The 18,561-nt window shown below is 74.2% G+C and carries 16 protein-coding genes and 1 pseudogene; 6 read left to right on the top strand and 11 right to left on the bottom strand.

The genetic code is table 11. The annotated features are described in order from the left end of the window. Positions 1-26 precede the first annotated feature (26 nt). Both ACFYM6_RS00525 and ACFYM6_RS00520 read right to left on the bottom strand, forming a co-directional pair. The gene (locus tag ACFYM6_RS00525; RefSeq protein WP_387270893.1) at positions 27-1,463 is read right to left on the bottom strand and encodes a glycosyltransferase 87 family protein; all 1,437 of its coding nucleotides are present in this window, start codon (positions 1,461-1,463) and stop codon (positions 27-29) included. Between the two features lie 204 nt (positions 1,464-1,667). After that, a complete protein-coding gene (locus ACFYM6_RS00520; RefSeq protein WP_357434389.1) occupies positions 1,668-2,213 on the bottom strand; it encodes a DoxX family protein in 546 nt (181 codons plus the stop codon). 146 nt (positions 2,214-2,359) lie between these two features. Between ACFYM6_RS00520 and ACFYM6_RS00515 the strand changes: the two genes are divergently transcribed. Then, positions 2,360-2,905 (top strand): GNAT family N-acetyltransferase, encoded by a 546-nt coding sequence (locus ACFYM6_RS00515; protein WP_387270891.1) that lies wholly within the window; start codon positions 2,360-2,362, stop codon positions 2,903-2,905. Positions 2,906-2,914: 9 nt separating this feature from the next. Here ACFYM6_RS00515 and ACFYM6_RS00510 read toward each other — a convergent pair whose 3' ends face one another. Together ACFYM6_RS00510 and ACFYM6_RS00505 are read right to left on the bottom strand one after the other, a co-directional pair. Then, positions 2,915-4,150, bottom strand: a complete 1,236-nt coding sequence (locus tag ACFYM6_RS00510; protein ID WP_387270889.1) for an AAA family ATPase — start codon at positions 4,148-4,150, stop codon at positions 2,915-2,917. A 209-nt stretch (positions 4,151-4,359) separates the two neighbouring features. Beyond that, positions 4,360-5,142 carry a flagellar basal body protein FliL gene (locus tag ACFYM6_RS00505; protein WP_387270887.1) on the bottom strand — a complete coding sequence of 261 codons (783 nt, stop codon included), beginning with the start codon at positions 5,140-5,142 and terminating at the stop codon, positions 4,360-4,362. 87 nt (positions 5,143-5,229) lie between these two features. Between ACFYM6_RS00505 and ACFYM6_RS00500 the strand changes: the two genes are divergently transcribed. Further along, a complete protein-coding gene (locus tag ACFYM6_RS00500) occupies positions 5,230-6,225 on the top strand; it encodes an EamA family transporter (RefSeq protein WP_387270885.1) in 996 nt (331 codons plus the stop codon). Positions 6,226-6,242: 17 nt separating this feature from the next. On the opposite strand, the gene ACFYM6_RS00495 is transcribed toward ACFYM6_RS00500, so the two are convergent. The 5 genes and pseudogenes from ACFYM6_RS00495 to ACFYM6_RS00475 all read right to left on the bottom strand — a co-directional run bounded on the left by ACFYM6_RS00495 (position 6,243) and on the right by ACFYM6_RS00475 (position 13,137). Then, a complete protein-coding gene (locus tag ACFYM6_RS00495; RefSeq protein WP_387270883.1) occupies positions 6,243-9,434 on the bottom strand; it encodes a UvrD-helicase domain-containing protein in 3,192 nt (1,063 codons plus the stop codon). 94 nt (positions 9,435-9,528) lie between these two features. Beyond that, positions 9,529-10,875, bottom strand: a pseudogene (locus tag ACFYM6_RS00490) (metallophosphoesterase); the annotation flags it as partial. 88 nt (positions 10,876-10,963) lie between these two features. After that, positions 10,964-11,209 carry a MoaD/ThiS family protein gene (locus tag ACFYM6_RS00485; protein WP_387270881.1) on the bottom strand — a complete coding sequence of 82 codons (246 nt, stop codon included), beginning with the start codon at positions 11,207-11,209 and terminating at the stop codon, positions 10,964-10,966. A 3-nt stretch (positions 11,210-11,212) separates the two neighbouring features. Continuing rightward, positions 11,213-12,226, bottom strand: coding sequence for a GTP 3',8-cyclase MoaA (moaA, locus tag ACFYM6_RS00480; RefSeq protein WP_387270880.1), 1,014 nt, complete (start codon positions 12,224-12,226; stop codon positions 11,213-11,215). Beyond that, entirely contained in the window at positions 12,223-13,137 is a 915-nt protein-coding gene (locus ACFYM6_RS00475; RefSeq protein ID WP_387270878.1) for a fructosamine kinase family protein, read from the bottom strand. Before ACFYM6_RS00475 ends, moaA begins: the two co-directional genes overlap by 4 nt. A 163-nt stretch (positions 13,138-13,300) precedes the next feature. On the opposite strand from ACFYM6_RS00475, the gene ACFYM6_RS00470 reads away from it, so the two are divergent. Continuing rightward, positions 13,301-14,341: a DUF4192 domain-containing protein gene (locus tag ACFYM6_RS00470; RefSeq protein ID WP_387270876.1), complete on the top strand. Its 1,041-nt coding sequence runs from the start codon at positions 13,301-13,303 to the stop codon at positions 14,339-14,341. A 52-nt stretch (positions 14,342-14,393) separates the two neighbouring features. Here ACFYM6_RS00470 and fdhD read toward each other — a convergent pair whose 3' ends face one another. Next, the gene (gene fdhD / locus ACFYM6_RS00465; protein ID WP_387270874.1) at positions 14,394-15,248 is read right to left on the bottom strand and encodes a formate dehydrogenase accessory sulfurtransferase FdhD; all 855 of its coding nucleotides are present in this window, start codon (positions 15,246-15,248) and stop codon (positions 14,394-14,396) included. 109 nt (positions 15,249-15,357) lie between these two features. On the opposite strand from fdhD, the gene ACFYM6_RS00460 reads away from it, so the two are divergent. The 3 genes from ACFYM6_RS00460 to ACFYM6_RS00450 all read left to right on the top strand — a co-directional run bounded on the left by ACFYM6_RS00460 (position 15,358) and on the right by ACFYM6_RS00450 (position 17,460). Then, entirely contained in the window at positions 15,358-15,957 is a 600-nt protein-coding gene (locus ACFYM6_RS00460) for a molybdenum cofactor guanylyltransferase (protein WP_387270872.1), read from the top strand. Next, positions 15,954-16,211 (top strand): DUF6457 domain-containing protein, encoded by a 258-nt coding sequence (locus tag ACFYM6_RS00455; protein WP_357434377.1) that lies wholly within the window; start codon positions 15,954-15,956, stop codon positions 16,209-16,211. Before ACFYM6_RS00460 ends, ACFYM6_RS00455 begins: the two co-directional genes overlap by 4 nt. Before the next feature lie 145 nt (positions 16,212-16,356). Next, the gene (locus ACFYM6_RS00450) at positions 16,357-17,460 is read left to right on the top strand and encodes a hypothetical protein (protein WP_387270870.1); all 1,104 of its coding nucleotides are present in this window, start codon (positions 16,357-16,359) and stop codon (positions 17,458-17,460) included. Positions 17,461-17,495: 35 nt separating this feature from the next. Here the strand turns inward: ACFYM6_RS00450 and ACFYM6_RS00445 are convergent, their stop codons facing one another. Continuing rightward, the gene (locus tag ACFYM6_RS00445) at positions 17,496-18,449 is read right to left on the bottom strand and encodes a zinc-binding dehydrogenase (RefSeq protein WP_387270868.1); all 954 of its coding nucleotides are present in this window, start codon (positions 18,447-18,449) and stop codon (positions 17,496-17,498) included. Positions 18,450-18,561 lie beyond the last annotated feature (112 nt).

Here is an 18,561-nt window from a genome sequence, read left to right as displayed (position 1 = left end):
GCGGGGAACGCGGCCGGGTGGGACGGTCAGCGCCGGCCGGCGAGCTGGGCGGCGCGGACCAGCCGGTCGTGGTAGAACGCGGGCTCCGCGCCGGGGCGCCAGGGCAGTGCCGCGACGAGCACGATCAGGGCGATCGCCAGCGAGTTCTCCATCAGCGCGCCGAACAGGCCGTCCTGGTAGTGGGACACCTCGGGGAGTTGGTGCTCGTACGGCCAGATGGGCGAGACCAGGAAGAGCAGGTAAAGGGCGAGCGCGCCGAGCCCGTGCCGCAGCCCGGTGAGCGCCGGATACCAGATCGGCGGGCGCAGCGCGGGCACGCCGCCGGTGGGTGGCATCCCGGTGATCCGTACCGACAGACCGCGGCTCGCCTCGTGGCGGCGTACCGCGGCGTCGGCCAGCACGATGATCGCCGGGATCACCCAGACCAGATGGTGCGACCAGGAGATCGGGCTGATGACGTTGGCGGTCAGCCCGACCAGGGTGAACGCGGTCAACTCGTCGCCGTCGGCGCGGGCGCCGGCCGCCCGGGACAGCCCCAGCGCCAGCATCAGCACCGAGAACGCCAGCCAGAGCAGTCCGGGTGTCTCGATCGAGTCGTAGAGCCGGGCCAGCAGCCCGGCCAGCGACTGGTTGGCGGTCATGTCCGCCGCGCCGACCCGCTCGGTCTGCCAGAGCACGGTGCCGAAGTAGGTCCGCGACTCCGGCCCGACCACGGCGAACGTCGCGAGGGTCACGCCGATGGCGGTGCCGATCGCGGTCATCGCCGCCCGCCACTGCCGGGTGATCATCAGGTACGCGATGAACAGCGCCGGGGTGAGCTTGACCGCGGTGGCCAGTCCGATGCCGACGCCGGCCCAGGCCCCGCTGTAGACGTACCGGGCCAGCGCCGAGTCGGCGGTGTCGTGGTGGGTGCCCCGCTTCGCCCGCCAGCGCAGGCCGACCAGATCCGCCATGATCAGCGCGAACAGCAGCAGGTTGACCTGGCCGTATCCGAGGGTCTCCCGGGACGGCTCGATGGCGACGGCCAGCGGCGTGGCGATGCCGACGGTGAACCAGAGCGACCAGCCCAGCCGGTCGACGATCGGGCGCAGCAGCGCGGCCAGTACGACGGCGAGCGCGGCGATGCTGGCCAGGGCGTTGAGCGAGCCGGCCGCCGCGACCGGCAGCCAGGACATCGGCAGCATGACCAGGCCGGCGAAGGGCGGGTAGGTGAAGCCGAGGGTCGTCGAGGGGGCGATGAAGTCGTAGAGCCCGTTCCCGCTGGCCCACCACACCACGGCACCGTGGTAGATCCGCATGTCGAAGAAGTTGTACGGCCGCCCGAACGCGCCGATGGCGAGCCACGCCACGTAGGCGACGGCGGCCACGACGCCGCTGCGTACGACTGTCCTGCGATCGATCCGACGGGTGCCGCGCTGGACTGGAGCGAGGCGGTCCATCCGTCTACCGACGGTCGTCGGCATGGCGGTGCCACCCCCGTACCAAGATCCCACTTCCCGTCCAGGTCCCGCACGGAGCCTAGAACGGCGCCTCACGTTGCTGCCTCCCGCGTTATGCGACCGTGTCCGATCCCACACGTGTTTTTGACATTTCCATCGCGTTAACGGGTCTCGGACGGTTCAGGTGATTAGTGGCCTTGCGGGGGGTGGAGGCCGTATTGATGCAGGTCAACCCGGTATTCGGCGGGCGGAGGCCGCCGAGCGTACGGCGATCTTCGCCTCTCGGCGGGCGGTCCGGACCGCCCGCTGCACCGAGCGGCGCGAGTGGTCGATCCGGTGACCGGCCCGCCAGCGCAGTCCGGGCTTGCCCCCGGTGTCCGCGGCGGCGAGGAGCAGGCCGCCGAAGAGGCCGAGGTTCTTCAGGAAGTGGACCTGGTTGTTGTTCCGCGCCATCGGGTCGTCGTTGCTCCAGAAGGGATGGCCGGCGAAGGTGGTCGGCACCAGGGTCCCGGCGAGGACGAGCGCGGCCGGCCGGGTGAACTTGCCGGTCGCCAGCATCAGCCCGCCGACGAGCTGGGTGGCCGCGTTCGCGCGGACCAGTGTCTCGGTGTCGGTCGGGATCCGTGGGTGCAGGTTCTGGATCAGCGGGGCGACCCGGTCGGTGACCGGCTTGGCGGCCGTGACCAGCCGTCCCGGGTTCTGCAGGTTGCGGGCGCCGCTGACCACGAAGATGCCGCTCAACATGACTCGGGCGAGGGAGCGCACGGGCTTCATAAACCAGTCATACCCCGTCGGGCCGCTCACCACCCCGGCAACACTCGAACGAGATCGGCCGACATGGACGTCCGGCCGGCCCGGTCGCCGGGCTGATTTCAGCGACCGTCGCTGATGGACCGGGTTCGGACGGTAAGGTCGCGCGGGTGACGACCCTGCGACTCCGACCCGAGGATCCGGCGGACGAGGCACCGGTCGCCCGGGTGCTGGCGACCGCCTTCGCCCGCCCCGACGTGGCCACCCCGCCCGAGGTGGGGCTGGTCGACGACCTCCGGCACAGCGAAGCCTGGATCCCGGAGCTGGCCATGGTCGCCGAGTACGGCGGCGAGGTCGTCGGTTACGCGCTGCTGACCCGGGTGCGGGTGTGCAGCGACGATGCGGCGTACCCGGCCCTGGCGCTCGGGCCGGTGGCGGTCGCGCCGTACCGGCAGCGGATCGGGCACGGCACGGCGGTGGTGCAGGCGGCCCTGGATGCCGCGACCGAGCTGGGTGAGCGGCTGGTGGTGGTGCTCGGCGACCCGGCGTTCTACCGCCGCTTCGGGTTCAGCCGGGCGGACCGGCAGGGACTGACCAGCCCCTGGTCGGGGCTCGGGGAGCCGTGGCAGGCGTTGGTGCTGCCCCCGTCCACCACGGACGAGGCCCCACCGCCGGGGGGTGAGGTGCTCTTCCCGCCGCCCTGGGCCAAGGTGTGAGCCGGGTGGTCAGGCCGGCTGGGTGCGCAGGTACCGGCCGAAGTGCGGGACGGTGAAGGCGACCGTGCCGCGCTCGCCGGAGTAGATCAGCCCCTTCTTGATCAGGGCGTCCCGGGCGGGTGAGAGGCTGGCCGGCTTGCGGCCCAGCGCCCGGGCGATCTCCGCGGTGGGTACCGCCGCATCCATGTCGTCCCGGCCGTTCTCCTCCCCTTCCACCAGGGAGAGCGTCGCCATCGCCCGCATGTACTCGCGTTCGGCCGGGGTGGCCCGCTCGAACCGGGATCCGAAGAACCCGACGGCCAGCTCGGCCTCCGCCTCGGGTGCGGCGACCCGGACGTCGGCGGCGGTGATCGGCGAGCGGGGCGCGTGGTCCCAGGTGGCCTTCCCGTACGCCTGGACGAAGTAGGGGTATCCGCCGGACTTCTCGTAGAGCAGGTCGAGGGCCTTCGGCTCGTACTCGACGTCCTCCCGCTCGGCCGGCGCGCAGAGCGCCTGATCGGCGGCGATCCGGTCCAGCCGGTCGATCCGCTGGTATCGGAAGAGCCGCTCGGAGTACGACTTCGCGGCGCTGAGCACGGCCGGCAGGTGCGGCAGCCCGGCGCCGACGACGATCAGCGGCGCGCCGAGCTGGGACAGCTCGTGGCAGGCGGCGCAGAGCGCGGAGACGTCCTCCGCGCCGAGGTCCTGCATCTCATCGATGAAGATCGCGACGCCGGTGCCCACGTCGGTGGCGACTGCCGCGGCGTCGGTGAGCAGCTCGACCAGGTCGATCTCGATGTCCCCGGAGTCGGCCCGGCCGCTGCTGGCCGGCACGTCGATGCCCGGCTGCCAGCGGTCGCGCAGCTTCGGCGCGGCCCCGCCGCGTCCGGTGGGCGCGGTGCGCTGGGCGAACGCCTTGAGCACGCCGAGGAAGGCGTCGATCCGGTCCGGGGCGCGGTGCCGGGGTGCCAGCTCGCGGACCGCCATGTGCAGCGCGGCGGCGATCGGCCGGCGCAGCGACTGGTCGGGCCGGGCCTCGATCTTGCCGGTGCCCCAGAGGTGGCTGATCGCCTGCGAGCGGAGGGTGTTCAGCAGGACCGTCTTGCCCACCCCGCGCAGTCCGGTGAGCATCAGGCTGCGTTCCGGGCGGCCCCGGGCGATCCGTTCCAGCACCACGTCGAAGACGTCCAGCTCGCGTCCCCGGCCAGCGAGTTCGGGCGGGCGCTGGCCGGCACCGGGGGCGTACGGGTTGCGGACCGGATCCACGAATCGCAGAGTATCGGGCCGTCTAGCTGAGAGGCTAGACATCCGTAGATGGGGCTACCGGCGTGTCGGGCTCCTCGACAGAAAACTAGGGCTGTCTAGCATCCACGCTAGACAGCCCTAGTTTTGGTTACCGTCGGCCGTGCCGTCGCGTCGCAGGCCAACGGCGCAGGCCAGCGGCGCAGGTCAGCAGCGCAGCTCAGCAGCGCAGCTCAGCGGCGCTTGAGGCAGAGCACGAAGTCGAGGGTGTCCAACTCGCTGTCGAAGAAGTACCAGTCGGTGTAGCCCTCGACCTTGCCGCACTTCGCCTCGGCGTCCTTCTGGCCGCTGGTCGGACCGTCGAACCGGCGCAACACCTGGTAGGTCTTCGCGCCGCACTCGCTGATCGCCAGCTTCGGCTGCTGCCCGTCCACGCCCTCGTTGCGGACGCACTGACCCGCCTTGACGAAGCGCGAGTCGGTCGAGGTCGCCGGAGCCGGGGTGGTGGTCGCCGGATCGGGGGACGTGCTCGCCCCCGCGGTCGGATCGGCTGCCGCGGAGGCCGGCGCGCCGGAGCCGCTCACCCGGGCCGGCTCGTCCCGGCCGAGGACCCAGTACGCCCCGGCGCCGCCGAGCACCAGCACCGCCAGCCCGGCCAGCACCGCGACCAGCCGGCCCCGGCCGCGCTTCGGCGGCGTCGGCTCGGCGTACGGCGTCGGCTCGGTGTAGGGCGGCTGGCCGGCGTGGGGCGGATGAGCGGCGTACGGCGGTTGCTCGGCGTACGCCGGCTCGGCGTAGCCGGGCGCGGTCGGCGGGTACCCCTGGTGGGCCGGCTGCCCGGTGTCCCAGCCGACGGTCGGCTCGTGCCGCTGGGCGGGCGGCTCGCCCCACCCGCGCGGCTGCCGGGCGTACCCCGGGTCGTAGCGAGGGTCGGCCGGCGGGGCGTAGTCGTCCTCGGGTCGCCGTCCGTCCCACGGGTCGGGGGAGCCGCCACCCGGTGGTCCGAAATTCGACATGGGAGGTCCTCCTGGATACGCCAGTGGGTGAGAGGCCGGCCACCAACCGGGGACACCGTGCCCTGGTCACCGTAGCCTGGTCCACCGATGAGCTCACGCCCCACAGCTGCGACGTCGACCGTCGACCACGCCCCCACCGCCGCCCGTCCCGCGTTCGTCTGGACCGCACTGGTCCTCGTCTACGTGCTCTGGGGCTCGACCTACCTGGGCATCCGGGTCGCGGTCGAGTCGCTGCCGCCGCTCACCTCCGCGGCGATGCGGTTCGCCGCCGCCGCTGGAGTGCTCGCCCTGGTGCTCCGGCTCCGCCGCGGGCCGGGGGCGCTCCGCGTCGATCTTCGGCAGCTCAGGTCCGCCGCCCTGGTCGGCGTGCTCCTGCTCGCCGGCGGCAACGGGCTCGTGGTCCTCGCCGAGTCCGGCCCGGCCGGCGTGGCGCTGCCCTCCGGCATCGCCGCGCTGCTGGTGGCCACCGTTCCGCTGCTGGTCGTGCTGCTGCGTACGCTCGGCGGCGACCGGCCCCGGCTGTGGACCTTCGCCGGGGTGGCCCTCGGCTTCGTCGGGCTCGTCCTGCTCGTTCTTCCCACCGGTGGGCCGGGCAGCGTACCGGTGGTCGGCGCGCTCACCGTGGTCGTCGGGGCCACCTGCTGGTCCGTCGGCTCCTATCTCTCCGGACGCATCCGGATGCCCGCCGACCCGTTCGTGGCCACCGTCTACGAGATGGTCGCCGGCGCGGCGGCGCTCACCGTGCTCGCCACCGTCCGGGGCGAGCTGCGCGACTTCTCCCCGGCCCAGGTGACCGGCCGCTCCTGGGCGGCGCTGTTGTACCTGATGGTGGCCGGCTCGTTGGTCGCCTTCACCGCGTACGTCTGGCTGCTGCACCACGCCCCGATCTCCCTCGTCGCCACCTACGCGTACGTGAACCCGGTGGTCGCGGTGGCGCTCGGCGCGCTGTTCGCCGCCGAACCGGTCACCACCCAGGTGCTGCTCGGCGGGGCGGTGATCGTCGCCGGGGTGGCCGTGGTGGTGACCACCGAGCGTCCCCGCCGGTCGGTCGACCGGGCAGCCCGGGAGGCCGTCCGCCGTTGAGCAGGGCCCCTCTCCCTTCAGATCAGGCGGAGCTGGCGGTCCTTGGGGCGGCGGGGCTCGGCCTCGCCGAACCGTTCGAAGAGCCCCGGGTCGATCACGTCGAGAAACGGTGACGGGCGGCACTCGCGCTCCGACCCGTGCCGGATCCGCCGGGCGGCGTGACTCACGTACAGCCGGTCCTGCGCCCGGGTGAGCCCGACGAAGAAGAGCCGGCGCTCCTCGGCGATCGCGTCGTCGCCCGGCTCCGACCCCGGCCAGCGCAGCGGCAGCAGCCCGTCCTCCGCGCCGACCAGGAAGACCACCGGAAACTCCAGGCCCTTGGCCGCGTGCAGGGTGAGCAGGGTGACCGCCTCGGCGCGCGGATCCAGGGCATCCACCTCGGCCCCGGTGTCGAGTTGGGAGAGGAAGACCCCGAGGTCGTCGCCGCAGCGCCGGGCCAGCGGGGTGAGCAGGTCCACCGCGGTGCGGACGTCCTCGGGGCGTACCGAGCCGGCGCCGTCGAGCGTCGGCACGGCGAAGCGTTCCGCCAGGATCTGCCCGGCCAGCCGGACTCGGGCGGCCAACGAGCCGTCCAGCCCGGCGTGCCGCAGCTCGCGGGCGATCGCCGTCACCCCGGGCCGGTCGCGGAGCCGGTCGTGCGAGCGCTTCTGCACCGGGATGTTGGCCCGGGCCAGGGCGTCCACGATCGGTGCGGCCTGCGAGTCGGTGCGGTAGAGCACGGCGATGTCGGAGAACGACAGCGAGGTGGACCGGCCGTCGATCCGGCCCGAGTCGAGCGAGCGGTGGGACAGGCCGCCGACCAGCTCGTCGACGGTGCGTACCACGAAATCGGCCTCGTCCGCGACGGAGGCCGCGGCGTAGCGACCGACCAGCGGGGCCTCCGGATCGAGCCGGGCCGGGTCGAGCCGGCGGCCACGGACCAGCGACGACGGCGCGATGGCCTGCACCGCGGCGGCCAGGATCGGGGCCGAGGAGCGGTAGTTGCGGTTCAGCCGGACCAGCCGGGCGTCGGTGAAGTCCTGGGAGAAGCGCAGGAAGTAGCCGACGTCCGCGCCCCGGAACGAGTAGATCGCCTGGTCGGGGTCGCCGATCGCGCAGAGGTTGCCGTCGGCGGGGCTGAGCAGCCGCAGCAGCTCGTACTGGACGGCGTCGACGTCCTGGTACTCGTCGACGAAGATCCACTTCCAGCGCTCACGGTACTCGCGGACCAGCTTCCGGTCCGCCATCAGCAGCGCCACCGGCAGGGTGAGCAGCTCGTCCAGGTCGACCAGATCCCGCTTGCGCAGCAGCGAGGTGTACCGGTCGTCGTCGTCACCGGCGTCGGTCCGGGCCGCCGCGCGGTCCGCGTCGTCGGCGATGCGGAAATCGGCCGGCAGCCCGGCGGCCGCGGCGTTCTCCCGCAGGATGGTCAGCCCCAGCGAGTGGAAGGTGCCGACCGTGATGTCCTCGGCGACCGGGCCGAGCAGCCCGTCCAGGCGGTGCCGCAGCTCCTCGGCCGCCCGGCGGGTGAAGGTGATCGCCAGGCACTGCTCCGGGAAGACGTTCAGCTCCGCGCAGAGGTACGCGATCCGATGGGTCAGCGTCCGGGTCTTGCCGGTGCCCGGACCGGCCACGATGAGCAGCGGGCCACCCGGTGCGGAGGCCGCCACCCGCTGCATCGCGTCGAGCCGGTCCAGCAGACCGGTGCCGACCTCCTCCATGCCGGCGAGCATCGGCTCGAAGGGCTCGTGCGGAGAGGGCACCGGCGCGATCGGTGGCGGCGGTGGCGGGACGGGCTTCCGCTTCGGCTCCGGCTTGGCCGTCGCCGGGCGCTTCGCCTTCGGCTTCGGCGCCGGCTCCGCGGGCTTCCGCGGCGCGGGCACGGGTACGTCGAAGAGGGTGTCCTGCGCGTTCGGCGCGGCACCGCCACCCAGCTCGGCCGGGTCGAACAAGGTGATCACCCCGTACTCGCCGTCGTAGCCCGGGACCCGGCGCACCTCGCCGCGGCGGAGCCGGCCGATGCCCTCGGCGAGCAGTTCGCCGCCGACCCGGCCGATCTCGTCCAGCGGGGTGTCGGTCAGGATCTCCAGCTCCGGGCCGAGCGCGGCGATCAGCTCGTTGAGCTTCCCCTCGACCTTCTTCGACCGGGCACCCACCTTGTTGATCTCGCCGAGGATCTCGGCCAGCGGCACCAGGTGGGTCACCTCGCGGGCGTGCGCCGGCCGGTGCCCCTCAGGCCGGTCGGCCAACTCCTCCACCCGGCTGAGTACGCCCACCGTCAGCGGCTTGCCGCACTCCGGGCACCGGCCGCCGGCCTCCCGGGTCCGCTCGGGCGCCCAGTTCACCCCGCAGAGCCGGTGACCGTCGGCGTGGTACTTGCCCTCCTCCGGGAAGAACTCGACGGTGCCGGCGAGCCCGTCCCCGGTGCGCAACGCCTCGCGGATCGCGAAGTAGTCGCGGGCCGAGCTGAAGACGGTGGCCTCGCGGGCCAGCGCGGGCGGCGAGTGCGCGTCCGAGTTGGACACGAGCTGGTAGCGGTCCAGGCTGCCGACCCGCCAGTTCATCTCCGGGTCGGAGGAGAGGCCGGTCTCCACGGCGAAGACGTGCTCGGCCAGGTCGGCGTAGCAGTCGGCGATCGCGTCGAAGCCGGACTTCGAGCCGAGCGCGGAGAACCACGGCGTCCAGATGTGCGCCGGCACCAGGTAGCCGTCCGGGCTGGCCTCCAGCGTGATCTCCAGCAGGTCCCGGGAGTCCAGGCCGAGGATCGGCCGGCCGTCCGACCCCAGGTTGCCGATCCGCCCCAGCGCGGCGTTGAACCGGGCCACCGCGTCCAGGTCCGGCAGGTAGATGAGGTGGTGCACCTTCCGGGTCCGGTCGTCCCGCTTGTAGATCGTGGAGATCTCCACGCTGAGCAGGAACCGGACCGGGTCCGCCTCCGCCGTGCTGGCCAGCCGGGGTGGCAGCCGCCGGGCGATGTCCCGCTCCGCATCCGGGCTGAGCCGGAACAGGCCGGGCTCGGCCGGGTGCAGCGTCTCGCGGAGGTGGTCGTACCAGGCGGGATGGGTGAAGTCACCGGTGCCGAGGACGCCGACGCCCTTGCGCCGGGCCCACCATCCGAGGTTCGGCAGGGTCAGGTCCCGGCTGCACGCGCGCGAGTACTTCGAGTGGATGTGCAGATCCGCGACGAACGGCGGGAGGCCACCGGGGGGTACGGCGCTGAACGGAGGCACGCCGCATCCTGCCACGAGCCGTCCCCGGCCCGCCCGCCGCCACGCGTACGCGTGACCTGAGCAATCCCGTGCTGGACCCGGCAGCCGGTTCGGGCTATTGGGTGCGGAGTTCGACGAGGGTCACCTGTGGCGGCGCGCCGACCCGCACCGGCGGGCCCCAGAAACCGGCGCCGTTGGTCACGTAGACCTTGGTCCCGTCCACTTCGCCGAGGCCGGAGACCACCGGCTGCTGAAGCCCCACCAGCAGGTTGAACGGCACCATCTGCCCGCCGTGGGTGTGCCCGGAGAGCTGCAGGTCCACGCCGTACTTCGCCGCCTCGTACGCGGCCACCGGCTGGTGGGCCAGCAGCACCACCGGTCGGCTCGGGTCCCGGTCGCCGAGGGCGGCGGCGTAGTCGGCGGGGGCGGCCAGCCCGGTGCCGGCGGCGGTGACGTCGTTCACCCCTGCCAGGTCGAGTACGCCACCTCGGGCCCGGATCTCCTGGCGCGCGTTCTGGAGGACCCGCAGGCCGAGCCGGTCCACCTCCTGGACCCATTCCTCGACGCCGGAGTAGTACTCGTGGTTGCCGGTGACAAAGAAGCTGCCGTATCGGGACCGCAGGTCGCGCAACGGTTCCGCCGCCGCGCCCAGCTCGGCGACCGAGCCGTCGACCAGGTCACCGACCACCGCCACCAGATCGGCGTCGAGCCGGTTGATCATCGCGACGATCCGCTCGGTGTGCGACCGCCCGCGCAGCGGCCCCAGGTGGATGTCGGAGACGGTGGCGATCCGCAGCCCGTCCATGCTGCGGGGGAGCTTGGCCAGCGGGATCTGCACCCGGTCCAGCTGCGGCGGTCCCATCGCCGTGCGGACGCCGTACCCGGTGAGGCTGGCGGCGGTGAGCCCGGCGAAGATCGCGGCGCCCCGGGTGAGCAGCAACCTGCGGGACGGGTCATGGTCGGGGGCCGGGGCGGGTGCCTCCGTGGTGCCGGTCGGCGGCGGGTCCGCGGGGCCGGTCGCCGGCCCGGCGGGCGGGTTGGCCGGCGGCTCGGCGAGGGCGACGGACGACGCCCGGGCGAGGCCGGCCGTAGGGCCTTCCGCCTCGGTGGTCGCGGCGTCCGACGGGCCGACGGCCGCTGTACCGGCGGGTGCTCCCGCCTCGGTGGTCGCGGCATCCGGCGGGCCGGCGGCGCCACCGGCCCCGACCGGCGCCGGCCGGCCGACCCGGGTGGCGTGTGCCCGGCGCCGCAGCGCCAGCTTCGCCACCGCCAGCGGCACTTCCAGCACCAGCAGCAGGACCAGCAGATAGAACATCAGGGCCAGCCAGAGGTAGCCCGGCCAGGCCAGCCAATGCACCCCGCCGCGGGTCGCGATCATGGTGGCCGGCACCAGCAGCGCCAGCAGCAGCAGCGCTATCCCGCCGACGCGCCGCCAGCGTCCGGGCCGAGTGGTGTCGCGGATCAGCCGCTTCCACAGGTAGAGGTGGATCAGGGCGGTGACGAGCACGGCGAAGCCAAGGAACGTTGCCATCGCCAACACGCGAGCCTCCTCAGCCGCCCGCGAACGGGGGCAGTACGTCGACCGTCGCCCCGGCCGGCAGCGGTGCCCGACGATCATGGCAGGCCAGGCCGTCGACCAGGAAGCTGGCCGCCTTCAGCACGGTGCTCAGCCCTTCGCCGTGCCGCTCGGCCAGCTCGTCCACCAGCTCGTCGAGGGACCGGCCGCCGGAGACGGTCTCCTCGGCCCGGCCGGCGGCGGCACGCGCGCCGGCGAAGTAGCGGACGGTCAGCTCCACCGGTCAGCCTCCGATCGCCGACATGGGCCGGGCGGGTTGCAGGAAGGCCGGATCGTCGATGCCGTGCCCGGCCCGCTTGCCCCACATCGCGGTCCGCCAGCGGCGGGCCAGCTCGGCGTCGTCCACCCCGGCGCGCAGCGCGCCGCGCAGGTCGGACTCCTCGGTGGCGAAGAGGCAGGCGCGGACCTGGCCGTCGGCGGTGAGCCGGGTCCGGTCGCAGTCGCCGCAGAAGGCTCGGGTCACACTGGCGATCACCCCGACCCGGGCCGGTCCGCCGTCCACCAGCCAGGTCTCGGCCGGGGATGCGCCCCGCTCGGCCGGATCGGTGCTCAGGTCGAACTCGGCGCGCAGGTCGGCCAGGATCTGGTCGGCGGTGACCATCCGGCTGCGGTCCCAGCCGTGCTGCGCGTCCAGCGGCATCTGCTCGATGAACCGCAGCTCGTAGCCGTGCGCCAGGGCGAACCGGAGCAGCGCGGGGGCCTCGTCGTCGTTGACCCCGCGCATCAGCACCGCGTTGACCTTCACCGGGGTCAGCCCGGCGGCCGCCGCGCCGGCCAGCCCGGCAAGCACGTCATCGAGCCGGTCCCGCCGGGTGAGCTCGGCGAACCGGGTCCGGTCCACCGTGTCGAGCGAGACATTCACCCGGTCGAGACCGGCGGCGCGCAGGGTGGGCGCGAGGCGGGCCAGGCCGATGCCGTTGGTGGTCAGGGAGATCCGGGGCCGGGGTCGCAGCGCGGCCACCGCCGACACGATGCCGACCAGGCCGGGCCGGATCAGCGGCTCGCCGCCGGTGAAACGCACCTCGGTGACCCCGAGCCGGTGCACCGCGACGCGGATCAGCCGGATGATCTCGTCGTCGGTGAGCAGCTGCGGCCCGGAGAGCCAGGGCAGGCCCTCGGCCGGCATGCAGTAGGTGCAGCGCAGGTTGCACTTGTCGGTCAGCGAGACCCGTAGGTCCCGGGCGACCCGACCGTACCGGTCGACGAGGACTCCGTCGGTCGTCGGGGCGGTGGTCACTTGTCGACCGTAGCGCGTCCGGCGCCCCCCAGCGCACTGTGGGCGGCGGAGACCACCGCATCCCGGTACGCCGCGCCGAACAGGGCGGCGTGCACCAGCAGCAGGTGGAGCTGGTGCAACGGCACCCGCTCCCGCCAGCCGTCGGCCAGCGGCCATGCCTCCCGGTAGGCCGCCATCATCCGGTCGAGGTGCGACGGGCCGCCGAAGAGCGCCAACTGCGCCAGGTCGGTCTCCCGGTGGCCGCCGTGCGCCGCCGGGTCGACCAGCCAGACCCGGTCGTCCGCCCCCCAGAGCAGGTTGCCCGGCCAGAGGTCGCCGTGGATCCGGGCCGGCGGTTCGTCCCCGCCGAACTCGCCGATCCGGCCGATCAGCTCCTCGACCAGGCTGGCGTCCGCGCCGCTGAGCGCGCCGTCGTCGACCGACATCTTCAGGTACGGCATCAACCGACGGCGGGCGAACCACGCCGACCAGGGGCCGGGGTCGGGGGTGTTGTCCTGCGGCAGCGCACCGATGAATCCGGGCCACTCGGCGCCGAAGGTGGGCGCTCCGGCCCGGTGCAGCCCGGCCAGCTCGCGGCCGAACCGCTCGGCCGCCTCCGGCGTCGGCTCGCCGGGCTCGACCCAGTCGAGCGCCAGCAGTTCCGGCAGCGCCACCACCACCTCCGGTACGGCCACCGTGCCCGGCTCGCGCAGCCAGCGGAGGCCGGCCGCCTCGGTGGCGAAGAAGTCCTCCGGCACCGGCCGGGCCGGCTTCTCCGGCCAGGTCTTGGCGAAGATCGAGTGCCCGTCGTCGAGGGTGAGCCGGGACGCGGCGCAGATGTCCCCGCCGGAGACCGGCGTCTCCCGGATCCGCTGGTGGGTCAGGAAGGCCGGCAGGTGCTCCGGGTGTGCCCGCAGGTACGCCAGGTCCATGAGCGCAAGGTAGCCGGTCGGGACGGTCCTCGTGGGGCGGTGAGCGGTTCGGACGCCTGCCGTTCGGCGCTCACCTGCATCGATACTCTCCGTATCTGTGGATAACCCGCGTGTCGTCCACAGGGCCTGTCGCGCCGGCATCCAACCCCCGCACGCTCCCGGCATGACTCCCACCCCGCGCCCCCGGCTCGCCGTCCGCTCGCCCGCCGACCTGATCGCCGCCGTGCCGTACCTGCTCGGCTTCCACCCGGCCGACAGCCTGGTGGTGGTGGCGCTACGCGGCCGGCGGGTGGTCTTCGCCGCCCGGGGCGACCTGCCCGAACCGGGATCCGACCCGGGTCCGGCCGCCCGCCATCTCGCGCAGGTCATCGCCCGGCAGGGCAGCGAGGCCGCCACCGTGATCGGGTACGGCCCGGCCACCCGGGTGACCGGCGCGGTCGACGCGGTGGGCGAGGCGCTGGACGACGCCGGGCTGCTCGTCCTCGACGCCCTGCGGGTGACCGACGGGCGCTGGTGGTCGTACCTCTGCACCGAGCCCGAGTGCTGCCCGCCCGACGGCACCCCGTACGACCCGGGGGCCAGCGAGGTCAGCGCGGCGGCCGTCTTCGCCGGTCAGGTGGCTCTGCCCGACCGGGCCGCGCTGACCGCACAGGTGGCCGCGCTCGACGGGCCGGTCCGGGTGGCCATGCGCCGGGCCACCGTCCGGGCGCGCCGACGCCTGGCTGAGCTGACCGAGGAGGCGGCCGAGACCGCGCTGGCCGGTGGCCGCTCCGTACGCTCCGCGGGCGTCGCGGCGGTGCGCGACGCGTTCCGCCGGCACCGGCGCGGCGAGCGGCTGGGCGACGACCAGGTGGCCTGGCTGACCGTGCTCCTCACCCAACTCCCGGTACGCGACCACGCCTGGGAACGGACCGACGGCCGGGACGCCGACATCAGCCTCTGGACCGACGTGCTGCGCCGGGCCGAGCCGGAGCTGATCGCCGCCCCCGGCAGTCTGCTCGCCTTCGCGGCCTGGCGGGCGGGGCACGGTGCCCTGGCGGCGGTGGCCCTGGAACGCGTGCTCGCCACCCGCCCCGACTACTCCCTCGCCCTGCTCCTGGACGACATGCTCCGCCGCGGGATGCCGCCGTCGGAGTTGGACGGCTGGCCGGCGGTCGGTTTCCCGGGGGTGGTCCGCCGCCGCATTCCGCGCCGGCGCATCTGACGTTGGCGCTCCGGGAGGTCGCGTCACTCACGCAGGCTCCCTGGCGTTCCCACTATTCGCTGATCCGTGCTGCGCCCGCGTAGACGTTCATCGTCCGGCCGCGTAGGAAGCCGACCACCGTCATGCCGGCCTCCTCGGCCAACTCGACGGCGAGGGTGCTGGGCGCGGAGACCGCCGCCAGCAGGGGCACTCCGGCCATCCACGCCTTCTGCGTCAGCTCGAAGCTGGCCCGGCCGGAGACCAGCAGCACGTGCCCGGCCAGCGGCAGCCGGTGTTCCCGGACCGCCCAGCCGACCACCTTGTCCACCGCGTTGTGTCGGCCGACGTCCTCGCGCAGCACCACCAGCTCGCCGGCGGCGGTGAAGAGACCGGCGGCGTGCAGCCCACCGGTCCGGTCGAAGGCGCGCTGTGCCGCGCGGAGCCGGTCCGGCAGGGCGGCCAGCAGCTCGGCGGGCACGCGGAGCGGGTCGTCCCGCACCGCGAAGAGCGAACGGGTGCGGACGGCGTCGATGCTCGCCTTGCCGCACACCCCGCACGAGCTGGTCGTGTAGAAGTTGCGGGCCGGGTCGGTGGTGGGCTCGGGCACGCCGGGCGCCAGCACCACGTCGACCACGTTGTACGTGTTCGGCGTCTCCGCCCCGGCGCAGAGCTGGGCGGTGTGCACGTCGTCGGCGGACCGGATCAGGCCCTCGGTGAGCAGAAAGCCGATCGCCAGGTCCAGGTCGTCGCCGGGGGTACGCATGGTCACCGCGAGCGGCTTCCGCCTGCCGGGGCCCGCCGGGCCGACCCGGATCTCCAGCGGCTCCTCCACCGCCAGGGTGTCCGGTCGCCGTACCCGGGCGCGCCCGTCGGCCGCCGCGTCGAGATCGATCCGGAGCACACCGCGCCGGTCAGTCGCCCGTCCCATCCCGCCATCCTGCCGCGCGCGGTCCGCCACCCGCACGGCGATGCCGCCCCCGCGCCGCGTGGGTCCTGTCGGAGGGCGGACGGAGCTCCCTGCGGTTTACCGTGGGCGGGTGACGGCGTACGCGGCGGTGGTGCTGTCGGGCGGCGCGGCCCGCCGGATGGGCGGGGTGGACAAGCCGGCGCGTCCGGTCGGCGGCCGGCCCATGCTGCACCGGGTGCTGGCCGCGGTCGCCGACGCCGCGCCGCGGATCGTGGTCGGTCCGGCCGGCCCGCTCCCCGACGACGTACGGCTGACCCGCGAGCGCCCGCCCGGCGGTGGCCCGGTGGCCGCCACGGCTGCCGGGCTGGCCCTGCTCGCCCCCGGTACGACCACGGTCGCCCTGCTCGCCGCCGACCTTCCCCTGCTCACCCCCGGGGCCGTGGCGGACCTGCGGCGCGCGCTCGACGGGTCGACCGCCGACGGGGCCTGCTACGTGGATGGCGACGGCCGCCGCCAGCAGCTCTGCGGGGTGTGGCGGGTCGCCGCGCTGCGGGCGGCGGTGGACCGGCTCGCCGCCGGGCGGGGCGGCACGGTCGACGGGGCTCCGGTACGCGGGCTGCTGGCCGGCACGACGGTCCGGGAGGTGGCCTGGTCCGGCTCCGGGCCGCCGCCCTGGTTCGACTGCGACACTGACGAGGACGTACGCCGGGCCGAGGAGTGGACGAGATGACGGTGATGGACGACTGGGTCACGGCAGCCTGCGCCGAGTTGGGGCTCGACCCGGGCGACGTGTCGGTGCCGGTCGTGCTGGACCTGGCCAAGGACGTGGCCCACCAGGTGCTGCGCCCGGGCGCGCCGGTCACCGCGTACCTGCTGGGGGTGGCCGTGGGGCGCGGCGGCGACCTGGCCGCGACGGCTGCGCGGCTCGGTGAGCTGGCCAACTCCTGGCCGCTCGACCTGGACGGCACCACGCCCGCCGAGTAGCCCCCGGCCGTGCCGACCCACGCCTCGGGCGCGGGAGAGGCGGGCCCGCGGCGGGGCGTTTTGGGGTGGCTGTCCGATCCTGGTCCGCCGTGATTCGACCCCCACCCGTCCGTGGGTAGGGTGGCCGTGACGGACGGAGGCGATCATGACGGCTGACCACCCCTCGGTGCCGACCGGTGAGCCCGCCGGCGGTGTGCCGGAGCAGTACGAGTCGATCCTGCTGGACGAGCCGACCACGGCGGACCTCCGGGCCAAGGTGACCGAGGCCTGGCGGGAGTTCGCCCGCGCGCTGGCCGACCGGCTGCGCGACCTGCCGGCCGGTACGCACCTGGAGCTGACCCTCGACCCCACCGCCTCCGGGACCGGGGACGCCGTCTACTCGATCAGCGTGGACGTCGGCGAGGAGGGCCGGCTGTCGGCGCGGGCCGTGGGCAACGCCACCCTGCCGCAGGGATACCGCCTGGACCGGGCCGCCGTGGCCGACATGATCGCGCTCGGCTGGTCCCCGCCCGGGGTGGTGGAGGGCTCCGGCGAGCAGTTCGGGCTGGACTGCGCGGTCGACGAGGCCGCCCGGCTGGCGGCCGTGCTCTCCCGCACCCTCCGCGACGTCTACGGGGCGCCGCACCCTGCCTTCCTGGTCTATCTGATGCATGACGCCGAGGGCGAGCCGCTGTCGGTGGAGCCGCTGGGCACCGCGCGGAGCGAGTTCGGCCCGGGCCGGGACGTGGAGGCGGACCTCGACGAGGCGCTGGCCGCGGCGGCGACCGCGCAGGCCGGCGGGAACGACGTGCTCGCGCTGGAGGAGCGGGTCCGGACGGTCGTCTCCACGATGCTCAAGTCGAATGCCGACCAGTTGCAGATCGACTCGGACGGCGACATCAACATCCGCGCCGGCTCGGCCATGGTCTTCGTCCGGGTACGCGACAACCCGCCCCTGGTCGACGTCTTCTCCCCGGTGCTCACCGAGGTCGAGCCGACCGAGCGCCTCTATGTGAAGCTCTCCGAGCTGACCAACCGGATGCCGATCGGCCGCCTCTACTGCGCCGACGACACGGTGTGGGCCTCGATCCCGGTCTTCGGCCGCAACTTCCAGCCCACCCACCTGATGCTCGCCGTCCAGGTGATGACCGGCCTGGCCGACGAGCTGGACGACCGGCTGCACGGCGAGTTCGGCGGCCGGCGCTTCTTCGGCGAGGCCGACAAGCCCTCCCGCGCCCAGCCCGAACACCGCACCGGCATGTACCTCTGACATTCGGGCGCCCGCGCGGAGAGCGCGGGAAGGCGTCAGAGGTCGAGGAGGGTTTTGCCGACGGTAGCGCGGGACTCGATGGCGGCGTGCGCGTCGGCGGCCCGGCCCAGCGGGAAGCGCTGCCCGATCAGCGGGCGCAGCCGCCCGGCCGCCGCCTCGGCGAGCACCTGCTCGGTGAACGCACGCAGCTCGGCCGGCGCGGCGGACGGCCGGAGCAGGGTCACTCCGCGGGCGGCCGCGAGGTCAGCGGGCAGGTCCGCCCAGGCGCCGCTGGCCAGCCCGAAACTGAGCATCCGGCCGCCCGGGCCGAGCAGGTCGAACGCCTCGCCGGCGAGCCGGCCGCCCACCCCGTCGAAGACCACGTCGATCCCGCCGGTGGCGGCGCGTACCCGGGCGGTCCAGTCCGGCTGCCGGTAGTCCACCACCGCGTCGAGGCCGCGTTCGCGGAGCAGGGCCACCTTCCGGGCACCCCCGGCGGCGGCCACGACCCGGGCTCCGGCGGCCGTGGCGAGCTGCGTCAGCAGGATGCCCACCCCGCCCGCCGCCGCCTCGACCAGCACCCGCTCGCCGCCGCGCAGCCCGGCCGCGTCCACCAGCATGGCGGCCGTACGACCGTCGGCGAGCAGCGCCACCGCCTGGTCCAGCGGCAGCCCGTCCGGCACCGCGAACGGCGCGTCGCGGTCGACCACCACGCGCTCGGCGTACCCGCCGGAGCCGCCGGTGCTGCTCACCACCCGTCGCCCCACCAGCGCCGGGTCCACGCCGGGGCCCACCTGGGTGATCACTCCGCCCACCCCGTTGCCGGGGATCAGCGGCAGCGACCCGGTGAACGGTCCGAACCCGGTCGATCGGAACATGGTCTCCACGAAGGTGAGGTTGGCGTGGGCGACCTCGATCAGCACCTGATCCGCTCCGGGTGCCGGGTCCGGCGCCGGCCCCGGCACCAGCGCCTCCGGGCCGCCGAACTCCCGTAGCCACACCGCCCGCACGCCGCCTCCTCCCGGCCGGGGACGGGTGCCCCCGGCGTTCCACCGGCGTCCAGTGGACAACCTCAAGCGGGGATGAGGTCAAGGACGGCGGGTGGGGCCGGACCGACGGTAT

The organism is Micromonospora sp. NPDC006431 (assembly GCF_042870725.1).
GTDB lineage: Bacteria > Actinomycetota > Actinomycetes > Mycobacteriales > Micromonosporaceae > Micromonospora.
This window is presented reverse-complemented; position numbering and strand designations above follow the sequence as displayed.